This is a genomic window from Bifidobacterium aerophilum (assembly GCF_010667685.1).
Classification (GTDB): domain Bacteria; phylum Actinomycetota; class Actinomycetes; order Actinomycetales; family Bifidobacteriaceae; genus Bifidobacterium; species Bifidobacterium aerophilum.
Window position 1 is genome coordinate 121484 of sequence record NZ_WHZW01000008.1, and the last position, 12972, is coordinate 134455.

The following is a 12972-nucleotide window of genomic DNA, read 5'->3' on the forward strand; positions in this document are numbered from 1 at the left end:
GTTTCGTGGTTACCTGTGTAATGGATTTCATCAAGGGCCCGCGTGGGCCACAAGGAAGGCGAGACGATGAGCAGTGCTTTTGACTGGCGCGCCAAGGCCGCGTGCCGCGACAAGGATCCGGAGTTGTTCTTCCCGGTGGGCAACACGGGGGCTGCGTACCAGCAGATCGAGGAGGCCAAGGCCGTGTGCCGCACCTGCAAGGTGATCGACGCGTGCCTCAAGTGCGCGCTGGACACCAACCAGGACTACGGCGTGTGGGGCGGCCTGAGCGAGGACGAGCGCCGCGCCCTCAAGCGCCGCGCCATGCGCGCCCGCCGTTCGCAGGCGTTGCAGAACCTCTGATCCGCACGTTCGCGTACAGGACGAAGGAACCCCGGAAGCCTTTCGGTTTCCGGGGTTCCTTCGTATACGGCCGTTTCGGCCGGGGCCTATTCCTCCTGCGCGGCGCGCAGCTTCATTTCCAGCACCACGCGCGTGCCGCCGTCGCGGCGCGGCTCCCAGCGCACGCTGCCGCCGAAATCGTTGGTCACGAACGTGTTGATGATCTGCGTGCCCAGGCCGGAGCCGGACGAACGTGCCATGCCGTGGCTTTCCTCGTTGTCGAGGCCGGAGCCGTCGTCCTCGACGACGACGTTGAGGTTGGCGCCCGAACGGCCCACGGAGATGACGATGTGTCCCTCCTTGCGGCCTTCGAAGCCGTGTTCCACCGCGTTGGTGATCAGTTCGGTGAGCACGAGGGACAGCGGGGTGGCGTCCTGCGCGGGCATCATGCCGAACTGGCCGACGTATTCGATGTTGATGTGCTGGTCGCGCATCGTGGCCAGGTCGACGCTCATCTTGAGCAGGTTGGAGATCACCTTGTCGAAGTCGACGATCTCGTCGGCGGTCTGGCTCAGTCCCTCGTGCACCATCGCGATGGTCTGCACGCGCCGCTGCGCCTCCTCGAGCTCCTTCTTGACCTCCTCGGACTTGGTCTTGCGCGCCTGCAGGCGCAGCAGCGCGGAGACGGCCTGCAGGTTGTTCTTGACGCGGTGGTGGATCTCGGAGATCGTCGCGTCCTTGGTCTGCAGCTCCTGTTCGCGGCGGCGCAGCTCGGTCACGTCGCGGCACAGTATGATGGCGCCGGTCCGGCCGTTCACGTCGTACAGCGGCATCGAACGCATGGAGACGGCCGAGTTGTTCGCGTTGAGCTCGGAGTCGATGGCGGCCTTGCCGCTGAGGACCAGCGGCAATGATTCGGGCAGCGGGTCGTTCTCGTGCAGCAGCTGCGTGCCCACCTCGCTCAGCAGCTTGCCCTGCATCGGGTCGAGCGAGCCGAGACGGCGGAAGCAGCTGATCGCGTTCGGCGAGGCGTAGCGGACGACGCCGTCCTCGGCGAGCACGATGAAGCCGTCGGCGACGCGCGCGTTATGGCGCTGGCTCATCACCGAGTCCATGTACGGGAACTGGCCGCGCGGGATCATCTCGTACAGCTGTTTGCCCGCGTTGATGCTCTCGGACTCGTTGCGGCCGTTGGATTCGCGGGTGGCCATGTTGGTCTCGCGCACCACCAGGCCGAGGGTCTTGCCGTTGTGACGCACCGGCGCGTACACGTTGCATACGGTGGACTTGCCCACGTTGCGCAGCACGGTGGACCGGAACACGACGGCCGAACGCATCGCCGCGTCCAGCTCCCCGTCCATGTCGTCGGGCACCGGCTTGCCCACCACGTCCTCGGTGCGCAGCGTCGCCACCGTGGACGGACGGCACTGTTCGGCCACCACATAGTCGCCGTTGCCGTCCTGCAGGATGAGCAGCAGGTCGGCGAAGCTCAGGTCGGCGATCACCTGCCAGTCGGCCACCAGATGGTGCAGCCATTCGCGGTCCGTCTCATCGAAATCTGGCCTTGTCGCCAGTACTTGTGTGAAATCTGCCATGGCTTCCATCATACGCAACGCGGACGCCCTCGCCTCTCGTCGCGGCGAACATTCGTGCCCGGCGCCGGCCCGGGCGCGACCGGCACGCCATCGTCCGCGTCCTTCCGCCGCCCCGCAACCAGAGTCTTGACAAAAACAGCGATTACGTTACCGTAGGTTACGGTGGCGTAGGTTATGATGGATGCGACACCGCCGGTCCACGACGGCCGGCTCGACGACGAACGGGGAGGAGCATGATGGCAGTCTCCGAAGAGGACATAGCCCGCAAGAGGGCGGCGATCGCCGCGGCGAGGGACGCCGCGACGAAGGCGCGCGAGGCCGCGCTGCAGGCGAAGGCGGACGCGGTGCGCGTACGCGCGAAGGCCAAGGCGGAACGCATACGCCGCAAGGGCGAGGAGCACGCGCTCGCCGTGATCGCGAAGGCGGAGACGAAGGCCGCGCGCCTTGAGGGCATCTCCCCCGCCGAGGTCGAGCGCAAGATCCGCCTCGACGTGCACGGCCGGCCGAAGCCGCTGCTGCGCGGCTGGATCCACGCGGTCGCGGCCCCGCTCGCGCTGGCGGCGGGCATCGTGCTGATCTGCCTGGCGCAGGGTGCCGGGCTCAAATGGGCGTGCGCCGTGTTCATGACCTGCTCGCTGGTGCTGTTCGCCAATTCGGCGGCCTACCATCTGGGCGACTGGTCGCCGCGCGTCACCGACGTGCTGCGCCGCATCGACCACATGAACATCTTCCTGCTCATCGCCGGCACTTACACGCCGGTCTCGTTCGCGCTCGAGCCGCGCTGGCGCAACGCGATCATCGCCGGCATGTGGGCGTGCACGCTGGTGGCGCTCGTCATCCACGTGATCTGGATCGGGGCCCCGCGCTGGCTGTACGTGATCGTCTACATCGTGTTCGGCGTGTCCGGAGTGGCGTTCATGAGCCTGTTCTGGACGTCGCCGTACGCCGGGCCGGCCGTGGTGATCCTGCTCGCGTCCGGCGGCGCGTGCTACATCGCCGGGGCGATCGTGTACGGCCTGCGCAGGCCGGACCCATGGCCTCGCGTGTTCGGCTTCCACGAGATCTTCCACACCGGCACCGTCGCCGGCTACGCGTGCCACATGGTCGCCATCTACATGGTGATCGTGTCGCTGTGGCATTAGCCGTCGCACCCGCCCCCTGAAGGGGGAGCCGTCGGCGCAGTCGGCCGAAGGGGCGCAACGCCCATCGCGGCGCGACGGACCGTCAGCCGGCCATGCACATATACGCGAACGTCCCGTTCAGCGCATCCTGTCGATGCGGGGAACGGGACGTTCGCATGTCTCGATCCTGGTCGAAGCCTTACTCGAGCGGCCTGGCCTCCTTGACGGTCACGCTGATCGTGCGGCCGTTGGGAGCCTGGTAGCTGACCGTGTCGCCGGCCTTGGCGCCCATGATGGCCTTGCCGATCGGCGAGTCCTCGCTCAGCACGTCGTACTCGCTGACGGCCGCCATGTCGCGCGCGCCGAGCACGTAGGTCATCTCGTTGCCGGCGAGCTCGATGATCACCAGCGAGCCGTTGCCGACGGTGCCGGCCTTCGGCGCCTCGACGATCTTCGCGTTGCGCAGCTTGACGGTCAGCTCGTTGATGCGGCCCTCGTTCTTGCTCTGCTCCTCGCGGGCGGCCTGGTAGCCGCCGTTCTCGGACAGGTCGCCCTCGGCGCGCGCCGCGGCGATGCGCTTGGCGATCTCGTCGCGGTACTGGCCCTCGCGGTAGGCGAGCTCGTTCTTCAGCTTGTCGTAGGCGTCCTGCGTCAGCGGGACGACTTTCTCCTCACCCATGTTGTCCTCCTTGGTCTGGGGTCTGCCACCGATGTGTATGGTACGAAAAAAGCGCCGACTTGCGCCGGCGCGTCCGCGTTTCGGAAAAACGGCGCGGGCGACCCGCGACGAACGTCAGCGGGTCGAGATGATGTCGATCACGAAGACGAGCGTGTCGCCGCCGCCGATGCCGGCCTGCGGGACGCCGCGCGAACCGTAGCCGTATTCCGGCGGGATGGAGACGACCAGGCGGGAGCCGACGTTGTGGCCCGGCACGGTCTGGTCCCAGCCCTTGATGACCTGACCGACGCCGATGCCGAAGCTGGCGGGCTGGTGGCGCGCGAAGCTCGAATCGAACGGGTCGGTCTTGCCCCAGACGACGCCGTGGTAGTTCACGGTCACGGTGTCGCCGCGGCGCACCATCGGGCCGTCGCCTTCGACCAGTTCCACGGCCTTGAGGCCGGCGGGGGCCTCGCCGTCGAATTCGATGACCGGGGTGGCGCCGAATTCGGCGTTGACCTTGGGCATGTTCGCCATGTGTTCCTCCTTTAGTGACGCACAACGTACATGAGGATACCCGTCGCGCGCCGGGCGCGCAACCGGCCCGCCGCTAGCATTCGACCACGTTGACGGCGAGCCCGCCCTCCGAGGTCTCCTTGTATTTGGCCATCATGTCCTCGCCGGTGTCCTTCATGGTCTTGATGGCCTGGTCGAGGCTGACGATGTGCGAGCCGTCGCCGAGCATGGCCATGCGCACCGCGTTGATGGCGGTGTTCGCGGCCATCGCGTTGCGTTCGATGCACGGGATCTGCACGAGCCCGCCCACCGGGTCGCAGGTCAGTCCCAGGTTGTGTTCGATGCCGATCTCGGCCGCGTTCTCGACCTGCGCCGGGGTGCCGCCCATGACCGCGCACAGGCCGGCGGCGGCCATCGAGCAGGCGACGCCCACCTCGCCCTGGCATCCGACCTCCGCGCCGGAGATCGACGCGTTGCGTTTGAACAGGTAGCCGATCGCGCCGGCGGTCAGCAGGAACGTGACCACGCCGTCCTCGCTGGCGGAGACGACGAAATGCCAGTAATACTGCAGCACGGCGGGGATGATGCCGGCCGAGCCGTTGGTCGGCGCGGTCACGATGCGCCCTCCCCCGGCGTTCTCCTCGGACACGGCGAGCGCGAACAGGTCGACCCATGCGGCGTCGGAGGCTTCGAGCGCGGCGTCGAGGCGATGGCTGCGTTTGAGCACGTCGCTGTTGGCGGCGAGACGCGCGTACATCTTGGGCGCCCTGCGGGGCACGTTGAGTCCGCCGGGCAGCGTGGCCAGTTCGCTGGCGCAACCGTTGGAGACGCAGTCGCGCATCGTGTGCCAGACCTTGATCAGGTCGGCGCGCACGTCATCGGCGGGGCGAGTGGCGGTTTCGTTGGCCCAGACGAGTTCGGCGATGGACAGGCCGTGCTCACGGCACAGGGCGACGAGTTCGTCGCCGGTCGCGAAATCGTAGGGCACGTCGGGGCCGAAGTCGGTGGCCGACGCCTCGTCCCGGTCGGCGAACGAGGTTCCCGCCGGGGGCCGGTCGTGGATGCCGATCATGAGGTCGTCGGTGTGGCCCTGGCGGATGAATCCGCCGCCGATCGAATACCAGACCTGTTCGTCGATGAGGTTGCCGGCGGCGTCGAAGGCCTGGAACCGCATGCCGTTGGGGTGTGCGGCCATGCGCTGCCACCGTTCGAAGACGATGTCGCGGTCGTAGTCAAACGGCACGGGGTGCTTGCCGGCGAGGTTGAGGGTGCCGCTGGCCTCGCATTCCTGGCGGATAGTCAGGACGTGGTCGGTGTTGACGGTGGCGGGCAGGCCGCCTTCGAGTCCGGCCATGACCGCATGGTCGGTGCCGTGGCCGAGGCCAGTCAGAGCGAGGGATCCATACAGTACGGCGCGTATGCGGCCGACCCGGTCGAGCACGCCGGATGAGGCGAGGGACGAGGCGAACCGTTGGCCGGCGACCATGGGGCCGACGGTGTGGGACGAGCTGGGGCCGACGCCGATTTTGAACATGTCGAGAATGCTGAACATCAGTTGACAGTATAGCTAGTGCATATGTCGGTGCGGCGCGGGCTCGCGCTGGTGTCGTCCGCGCGAGCCGCGGCGGGCGGTTTCAGGACAGCGCCGAAAGCGTCATGGCGTAGATGACGCCGCCGAGCACGGCGAGCACGATCGTGGCGATGCCGGCCGCGATGACGGTGCCGCGGCGGGCGGACAGTCTGGCGGGCAGGATCGCGCCGAAGAAGAACGAGACGAGTCCGGCGGCCGCGCAGTTGACGCCGATGCCGAGTTTCGCGGATGCGGTGAGCGCGACTCCGCCGGCGGGCATGATGACCGAGTCGATGACCGCGGGGAACACGGCGCATCCCCAGGCGGCGAATCCGATCAGACCCGCCGCGGCGTAGACGAACGGCAGGAGTTTGGGGATATCGAGCCGGTCGGTGAGGGATTCGACGGCCCACAGCAGGACGAATCCGACGGTGTAGGTGAAGGCGACGGCAAACAGGCATGCGACGAGGAACCATGGCAGGGCGTTGAACCGTTGTCCGGACATCTTCACGTAGATGGGCGCGCTGACCAGTTCGCACGCGCACAGCGCGACGGCGATGACGACCGCCTGCACGAGCATCGTGGGCAGGGATTCCTTCGATTCGCGTCGTACGTCCAACCAACCGGCCATGGGCTCGTTTCCTTTTCGTTCTTTCGGCCGCGCACGGCCGTTACGGCAACAACGCGCGCCAGTCTATCGGCCGAAAGAAAACGCCATGTTTCCGAGGGATTCGAAAAAGGCGGATTGAAAGGGCGGATTCAGAACAGCGGGTCCATGTCGCCGTCGGACGGGGCCGCGGTCCGGGCGGCGGGCCTGCGTCTGGCCTCGACGGTCCATGCGCCGTCGGTGTTCACCGCGCGGGCCTCGTAGGCGAGCGTTTCGAATCCGCGACGCTGCCCGTGGTTGATCTTCCAAGCGGCGTTCCATGCGGCGTGACGGTTCGTCGCCTCGAGCACGGTGTGCCATCCCGGGTTCCTGAGCAGCCATGACGCCAGGTCGGGGCCGTTGCGTTTGACGCGGCCTATGGGGCGGGGGTCCTCGACCATCGCGTCCATGCCTTTGCGACGGCACGTCTGCAGGAATCTGGCGGCTTCGAGGTCGTCGTTGAACGTCACGCGGATCACGGTCTTTCCCATAAGGATTTGATTCTACCCGTTTTCGGACGCATCGCGGACGCGCCGCACGGCGTGACCGCCGCGGCCCGTGGCAGATCCGTGCGGCCGCGTCCGTTGTCGGAGAAGGTGCCCCTGGCGGGACTCGAACCCGCAAGCCGAAGCGATCGATTTTAAGTCGACTGCGTATACCATTTCGCCACAGGGGCGTCGGCCCGGCGACGGGCCAACCGTATCATTGTACGCTATCGCGCAAGCAGACGCCGACCGTAGTCAAGCACGATGCCGTCGAGCAGGCCGTGTTCGCTGGCCACGAACGAGTCGATCGGCTCGCCGTGGTCGGCCTGCGCGGCCGCGGATACCTTGGCGAGCACGCGGTTCCAGACGAGCGCGCCGCCGCCCACCACGTCGATGCGTCCGGGGTGGATGGTCTTGTATTCGCGGCGTTCGGCGCGGGTCATGCGCAGGAACCGGTCGTCGACCTCGTAGGCCTTCTCGTTGTCCAGCCGCACGCCGTCGACGGCCCGGTGGTCGTATTCCTTGAGTCCGAGCGCCAGCGCGGTCATCGTGGTGACGGTGCCGGACACGCCGATGATCGTGCGGGTCCTGCCGGCGGGAACCGTACGGAACGCCTCGTCGATGTGCTCGTCGATGTCGGCGGTCGCGGCGTCGATCTCGTCCTGCGTGGGCGGATCGGTGTGCAGATGCCGTTCGGTCATGCGCACGGAGCCGATGTTCATCGAGAACGCCGCCTGGACCTGCGTGTCGGGCGCGGACACGCCGTCGCCGCCAAGCACGAGTTCAGTGGAGCCGCCGCCGAGGTCGACGACCAGGAACGGCGCGGGCAGGTCGCGGGGCACGACGCTGGTCGCGCCGAGGAAGCTCAGGTCGGCCTCTTCGGTACCGGGGACCACTTCGGGCCTCACGCCGAGGATGCGTTCGATTTCGTCTTCGAATTCCTCGCGGTTCTCGGCGTCGCGCGTGGCGGACGTGGCGACGAACCGCAGACCGTCCACCGGATGTTCGGACAGGATGCCGGCGAATTCGCGCGCGGCCGCGTAGGCGCGTTCGAGCGCCTCGTCGGCGAAGCGGTGCGTCTTGTCGACGTCCTGTCCGAGGCGGATCACGCGCAGGGTGCGGGGCACGATGTCGTGCATGCCGTGCGCGTCGACGCGCGCGATCTTCAATCGGATCGAATTGGTGCCGCAGTCGATGCCGGCCACGGTCACCGAACGCTGTTCGTCATTCATCGCGGGTGCTCCTCCCCTTCGCTTGGTTCCTTCACGGGCGTCTGTCCGTCCGGCGCCGTTCCCGGTCGCGCCGTATCACACGCTTATTCGGCGTCGATCGCGCAGCGGCAGACGTTCGGGGCGAATTCGCCGGCGATGCGTGCGAGCGTCAGGTCGCCGATCGGATTGGCGCCACGGCCCATGACGAGCGTCTGGGCGAGCAGCGCGTGCAGGCATTTGACGCGCACGGGCATGCCGCCCGCGCTGGTGCCGGCGATGTGTTCCTCGCTGTCACCGAGCCGGACGGCCAGTTCGTGGCGGAATGCGAGGTACAGGTCGTGCGCCATCCGGTATGCGGCGCGAAGTTCACGCCCGGCTTCGTCGTCCGCGGCGAGCATGGCGTTGTATTCGGCCATCACGCCGTTCGCCTCCACATGGGACACGGCTTTGACCGCTTCGGGACTGGTCAGGTAGCAGGTGGTGGGGAACGGGATGCCGCCGGGCAGCACCGGGCGCGTGACGACGGCGAGCGGCCTGCCGCACACGCAGCGGGCGCCGACCGCGACCATGCCGCGCGGATAGCGTCCGAGCTGGCGTTCCACGATGGCGATGTCCCGTTCGTTCGCCGGGTCGGCCATGCACCGGTCCGCCAGCGCCGTCGCCTGGTCGATGATCGTGCTGTCTTGGTTGGTCACTGTTGCTGTCCCTTCGTCCCGTCGGAGCCGGTGTCCGCTCCGCTGTCGGCGCCCGTCGAGGTGTCGCCGGACGCGTTCTTCGATTGGTCGGTGTTCTTGGCGGTGTCGGTTTCGGGTTGCTTGTCCGCCTGTTCGAACGAATATGCCAGTTCACTATACCAAGGCAAGGCCTTCTTGGAGGACGGGTCCGTGGAGGTCTTGTCGTTCTTGTCGCCGTCCGTTGTGGTTCCGGTCACCGCCTCGGGGTGCAGGACGTGCACGACCTGTTCGCCGGGAAAGACGAATCCGAGTTTTTCCCGGGCCTGCGCGGCCACGTAGGCCTTGTCGTTCCACCGCGCGATGTTGTTCTCGAGTTCCTGTTTCTGCGCGATCAGCGACGCTTCCTCGCGTTTGAGCCCGTTGAGTTCGGATACGCTGATCGCGTACGTGTAGAACGTGGAAAGCAGTTGGATCGTGCCCAATGCGACGATGAACAGGGCGATGAAGAACACGATCGGCCCGCTGCTGCGCGTCTTGGCGCGCGTGGCGTTCCGAGGCGACTGAGTGTTGGAGGGGCGTTTCGCCGTCCGGCGTCCGGAGGCGCGTTTCGATGCGGTCTTCTTGGCGGTTTTGCCGCTACGGGACGTGCCGGGATTCGATCGTGCGCTCATAGGCAACAAAAATACCCGTCGCATTCGACTGGGAATGCGACGGGTATCGAACGCTACGCGACCTTCACGAAACGCGGTGTTTCATGAACGGTTCGGCACAGGCTCACTTGGCCAGGTACTTCTTGCAGGCCTTGAACGCGCTGTAGCCGGCGTACTTCGCGGTGGAGCCGAGCTCCTCCTCGATCTCCAGCAGGCGGTTGTACTTGGCAACGCGCTCGCCACGGGCCGGGGCACCGGTCTTGATCTGGCGGGTGTTCTTGGCAACCGCGAGGTCGGAGATGGTGGTGTCCGGGGTCTCGCCGGAACGGTGGGAGACCATGGAGGTGTAGCCGTTGGCCGTGGCCAGCTCGATGGCGTCGAGGGTCTCGGTGACGGTGCCGATCTGGTTGAGCTTGACCAGCAGGGAGTTGGCGGCGCCGAGCTCGATGGCCTTGGCCAGGCGAGCCGGGTTGGTCACCAGCAGGTCGTCGCCGACGAACTGCAGACGATCGCCGAGCAGCTTGGTGATGGCGGTCCAGTCTTCCCAGCCCTCTTCGTTGAACGGATCCTCGATGGAGACGATCGGGTACTCCTCGATGAGCTGCTCGTAGAAGTCGAGCATGTACTGGGAGTCGCGCTCGTCGCCCTCGAAGTGGTACTTGCCGGTCTCCTTGTTGTAGAACTCGGAGGAGGCGACATCGAGGGAAATGCCAATCTGCTTGCCCGGCTCGTAGCCGGCGGCGGAGATGGCGTCCATGATGTAGTTCAGGGAGTCCTTGTTGGACTTCATCTTCGGGGCGAAGCCGCCCTCGTCGCCGAGGCCGGTGTTCAGGCCCTGCTTCTTGAGGACGTTCTTCAGGGTGTGGTAGACCTCGACGCCGGCCTGCAGGGCCTCGGAGTAGGAGTCGAAGCCGTACGGGGAGATCATGTACTCCTGGATGTCGGTCGCGAAGTCGGCGTGGGCGCCGCCGTTCATGATGTTCATGTTCGGGACCGGCAGGATGTGGCCGTTGGTGCCGCCGATGTAGCGGTACAGCGGTTCGTCGGCGGACTCGGCGGCGGCGTACAGGGCAGCCAGGGAGACACCGAGGATGGCGTTGGCGCCCAGACGGCCCTTGTTCGGGGTGCCGTCGAGCTCGATCATCAGGTCGTCGAGAGCGCGCTGGTCGGAGGCATCCATGCCGATGACCTTCGGAGCGATCTCCTCGTTGACGGCCTTGACCGCGTTCAGAACACCCTTGCCGCCGTAGACGGACTTGTCGCCATCGCGACGCTCCCAGGCCTCGGCCTCACCGGTGGAAGCACCGGACGGGACCAGACCCAGACCGCGGGCGCCGTCTTCGGTGTCGAGGACGACCTGGACGGTCGGGTTGCCACGGGAATCGAGAATCTGACGCGCGTACACGCTTTCAATTGCTGCCACAACTACTCCTTTAACGTATATGTTGTGATGACAGCCTTAAGAATACCGGGCTTTGTGGACGACGCGCAAGATGACGCGACACGATCATGTGAGCGCTCACATCATTGCGGCTCCGCCATACCGGCGGTTACCGGCCATTCATATCTCGTTCATATGCGTCCCGTATGCCGCCGCCCGCGCCTACGTGTCACATCGTTCGCACTACGCCCGAGGACCGCTCGCAGCCATCGGCCGTCCGCCCTTACAGGATCTGCTCCATGCCGATCTTGTACGGTTTGAGTCCCATCCGCTCGTAGAACGCCTGCGCTCCCGGATTGCACGACCACACGTTGAGCGTCACATTGTAGCAGCCGGATTCCCGCGCGAAATCGAGCACATGCCGGTACAGCGCGGTGCCGACGTGCCGGCCGCGGGCCGACTCGTCCACGCAGATGTCGTCGATGTACAAGGTCGTGATGTCGGTGAGGATATGGCTGTTTTCGTGCCGTTCGAAGATGCAGAACGCGTAGCCGTACAGCGTCGCGTCGTCGGCGGCGAACATGCCGAACACCGGAGTCTCGTCGTCGGCGAGGATACCGGCCAGTTCGTCGTCCGTGTACTTGGTCACGCCGGTGTTGAACAGGTCCGGTCGGCCCCGGTGATGGACCTCCAGCACCTCGCGCAGCAGTTTGTGCAGCTGCGGGATGTCGCGCGGCGCGGCGCGGCGGATGTGCACGCCGGCCGCGGCGGACTGCGTCTCGTCATTGTCGCCGTTTCCGGCGATCTCGTTGGTCACATCATCGGGTTCGTTGCTCATAACCGTCCAGTGTAATGCGCGGCATTACAGGCGCTCGCGCCGGCACGGCATCCGGAGGACAATGGAAGGCAAGAAGGAACCCCCCCCCCGATCGGGTCCCCACGGGACGAAGGAGTCACCATGAACAACCTCACCGTACGCCCGTCACGCATCGTCCGTCCTGTCGCCGCGCTGGCCGCGACAATGCTGTGCGCGGGTCTTGCCGGCTGCGGCACACCGTCCGCCACGCCATCCACCGCATCACGGACCGGCACGACCACCGGCATCACATGCACGGGCCGCGATTCGCATGCGCAATACGATTGGCAATGGTTCGACACGATCGACGATCTGACGGCGTCGTCCGACCGGATCGTCTACGCGCGCATCGTCTCGTGCGCCGAACCGCCGGCGAAGGACGACGGCTACGACACCACGATCAAGGCCGAGGTTCTCGGCGCCGTCAACGGCAGCGACACGGACGACGACGCCTCGCTGCCGAAGGCCGGCGACGTCATCTCCATGCACGGCTACACCGCTTCCGGCTCGGGAGCCGGCAAACTCACCGTCGGCGGCGAGTACGTGTTCTTCCTCTCCTACCACGACGATACGTACGCGCAGCTGACGCCCGCGCTCAGCACGTTCGAGGTGAAGGACGCCGATCGGAACACGCCGACGAACATCCGCAACGCCGACGGCTCGTTCCCGCTGTCCGCGGCGATCGCCGTCAAGCTCGGCATCAGCGACGAGAACAAGCTGACCGTGTCCGAACCGGTCAGCGACGACGACGTCAGACGCATGGCCGCCGTCAATCGGGCGGTCGGATTCGACGACGACATGACGCACGACGACGATGTGGTCAATTCGTCGCGGGCGTCGTGGTGGTCGACCGCCACCGCGGACAAGGACGGCAACGTCGTGCCGCCGGCCACGACCGCGACCATGTCGCCGGCACCCGTGCCGGTCGGCAAGTATCGGCTGACGATGGTCTGCTCCGGCACCGGCGGCTTCGATGCCGAACTGACCATCGACGGCGCGGACACGCGGCACAAGACGCTTGCCTGCACGCCGGACGATGTGACGAGCGACATCATCGACATGACCGTCACCGACGCCGGCGAGCAAAGCTGGATTCGCTTCACGCCGACCGACGACACCAAGGCCGCCGGCGGATTCCGCTTCGATAAGATCGGCTGAGTCGCGGCGTGGTTGCGGGGCAAGAACCAACAGATTCTTGCCCCGCATTCATGCAAACGGCCATTTGCATGAACGGTTTGCGCTGGCGGCGTAGGCAATTCAACCTTCGACACATCAATCTCACCTGACA

Annotated in this window: 14 protein-coding genes and 1 tRNA gene; 3 read left to right on the plus strand and 12 right to left on the minus strand. The window is 66.3% G+C overall.

Annotated features, from left to right (window positions below):
• The first annotated feature begins 66 nt into the window (after positions 1-66).
• Positions 67-342: a WhiB family transcriptional regulator gene (locus tag GFD25_RS05150; RefSeq protein WP_163230610.1), complete on the plus strand. Its 276-nt coding sequence runs from the start codon at positions 67-69 to the stop codon at positions 340-342.
• Positions 343-428: 86 nt separating this feature from the next.
• Here GFD25_RS05150 and GFD25_RS05155 read toward each other — a convergent pair whose 3' ends face one another.
• Positions 429-1916: a sensor histidine kinase gene (locus GFD25_RS05155; RefSeq protein WP_163230612.1), complete on the minus strand. Its 1488-nt coding sequence runs from the start codon at positions 1914-1916 to the stop codon at positions 429-431.
• Between the two features lie 236 nt (positions 1917-2152).
• On the opposite strand from GFD25_RS05155, the gene trhA reads away from it, so the two are divergent.
• On the plus strand, positions 2153-3058 hold the full coding sequence (gene trhA, locus GFD25_RS05160) for a PAQR family membrane homeostasis protein TrhA (RefSeq protein ID WP_204314775.1): 906 nt from the start codon (positions 2153-2155) through the stop codon (positions 3056-3058).
• Between the two features lie 178 nt (positions 3059-3236).
• Here trhA and GFD25_RS05165 read toward each other — a convergent pair whose 3' ends face one another.
• From GFD25_RS05165 to GFD25_RS05215, 11 genes are all read right to left on the minus strand, one after another.
• The gene (locus tag GFD25_RS05165; protein WP_163230616.1) at positions 3237-3716 is read right to left on the minus strand and encodes a GreA/GreB family elongation factor; all 480 of its coding nucleotides are present in this window, start codon (positions 3714-3716) and stop codon (positions 3237-3239) included.
• 114 nt (positions 3717-3830) lie between these two features.
• Positions 3831-4232, minus strand: a complete 402-nt coding sequence (locus GFD25_RS05170; protein ID WP_163230618.1) for an FKBP-type peptidyl-prolyl cis-trans isomerase — start codon at positions 4230-4232, stop codon at positions 3831-3833.
• A 73-nt stretch (positions 4233-4305) separates the two neighbouring features.
• Positions 4306-5763, minus strand: a complete 1458-nt coding sequence (locus GFD25_RS05175) for an L-serine ammonia-lyase (protein ID WP_163230620.1) — start codon at positions 5761-5763, stop codon at positions 4306-4308.
• An 82-nt stretch (positions 5764-5845) separates the two neighbouring features.
• Positions 5846-6412 carry a 4-hydroxybenzoate polyprenyltransferase gene (locus GFD25_RS05180; protein WP_163230622.1) on the minus strand — a complete coding sequence of 189 codons (567 nt, stop codon included), beginning with the start codon at positions 6410-6412 and terminating at the stop codon, positions 5846-5848.
• 128 nt (positions 6413-6540) lie between these two features.
• The gene (locus GFD25_RS05185) at positions 6541-6918 is read right to left on the minus strand and encodes a hypothetical protein (RefSeq protein WP_163230624.1); all 378 of its coding nucleotides are present in this window, start codon (positions 6916-6918) and stop codon (positions 6541-6543) included.
• A gap of 106 nt (positions 6919-7024) precedes the next feature.
• Positions 7025-7103, minus strand: a tRNA-Leu gene (locus GFD25_RS05190).
• A 36-nt stretch (positions 7104-7139) separates the two neighbouring features.
• Entirely contained in the window at positions 7140-8144 is a 1005-nt protein-coding gene (locus GFD25_RS05195; RefSeq protein WP_163230626.1) for a Ppx/GppA phosphatase family protein, read from the minus strand.
• An 83-nt stretch (positions 8145-8227) separates the two neighbouring features.
• Positions 8228-8761 carry a DUF501 domain-containing protein gene (locus GFD25_RS05200; protein ID WP_163230648.1) on the minus strand — a complete coding sequence of 178 codons (534 nt, stop codon included), beginning with the start codon at positions 8759-8761 and terminating at the stop codon, positions 8228-8230.
• Between the two features lie 53 nt (positions 8762-8814).
• On the minus strand, positions 8815-9468 hold the full coding sequence (locus GFD25_RS05205) for an FtsB family cell division protein (protein ID WP_163230628.1): 654 nt from the start codon (positions 9466-9468) through the stop codon (positions 8815-8817).
• A 103-nt stretch (positions 9469-9571) separates the two neighbouring features.
• Complete coding sequence (gene eno / locus GFD25_RS05210; RefSeq protein WP_163230630.1) at positions 9572-10870, minus strand: phosphopyruvate hydratase; 1299 nt, start codon at positions 10868-10870, stop codon at positions 9572-9574.
• 241 nt (positions 10871-11111) lie between these two features.
• Positions 11112-11585 (minus strand): GNAT family N-acetyltransferase, encoded by a 474-nt coding sequence (locus GFD25_RS05215; RefSeq protein WP_338024627.1) that lies wholly within the window; start codon positions 11583-11585, stop codon positions 11112-11114.
• A gap of 201 nt (positions 11586-11786) precedes the next feature.
• Between GFD25_RS05215 and GFD25_RS05220 the strand changes: the two genes are divergently transcribed.
• Positions 11787-12842: a hypothetical protein gene (locus tag GFD25_RS05220; protein ID WP_163230634.1), complete on the plus strand. Its 1056-nt coding sequence runs from the start codon at positions 11787-11789 to the stop codon at positions 12840-12842.
• Positions 12843-12972: the final 130 nt, after the last annotated feature.

Coding starts and splice junctions, on each gene's coding strand:
- GFD25_RS05150 (WP_163230610.1), top strand. CDS start 67: ATGAGCAGTGCTTTTGACTGGCGCGCCAAGGCCGCGTGCCGCGACAAG.
- GFD25_RS05155 (WP_163230612.1), bottom strand. CDS start 1,916: ATGGCAGATTTCACACAAGTACTGGCGACAAGGCCAGATTTCGATGAG.
- trhA (WP_204314775.1), top strand. CDS start 2,153: ATGGCAGTCTCCGAAGAGGACATAGCCCGCAAGAGGGCGGCGATCGCC.
- GFD25_RS05165 (WP_163230616.1), bottom strand. CDS start 3,716: ATGGGTGAGGAGAAAGTCGTCCCGCTGACGCAGGACGCCTACGACAAG.
- GFD25_RS05170 (WP_163230618.1), bottom strand. CDS start 4,232: ATGGCGAACATGCCCAAGGTCAACGCCGAATTCGGCGCCACCCCGGTC.
- GFD25_RS05175 (WP_163230620.1), bottom strand. CDS start 5,763: ATGTTCAGCATTCTCGACATGTTCAAAATCGGCGTCGGCCCCAGCTCG.
- GFD25_RS05180 (WP_163230622.1), bottom strand. CDS start 6,412: ATGGCCGGTTGGTTGGACGTACGACGCGAATCGAAGGAATCCCTGCCC.
- GFD25_RS05185 (WP_163230624.1), bottom strand. CDS start 6,918: ATGGGAAAGACCGTGATCCGCGTGACGTTCAACGACGACCTCGAAGCC.
- GFD25_RS05195 (WP_163230626.1), bottom strand. CDS start 8,144: ATGAATGACGAACAGCGTTCGGTGACCGTGGCCGGCATCGACTGCGGC.
- GFD25_RS05200 (WP_163230648.1), bottom strand. CDS start 8,761: ATGGCCGACCCGGCGAACGAACGGGACATCGCCATCGTGGAACGCCAG.
- GFD25_RS05205 (WP_163230628.1), bottom strand. CDS start 9,468: ATGAGCGCACGATCGAATCCCGGCACGTCCCGTAGCGGCAAAACCGCC.
- GFD25_RS05220 (WP_163230634.1), top strand. CDS start 11,787: ATGAACAACCTCACCGTACGCCCGTCACGCATCGTCCGTCCTGTCGCC.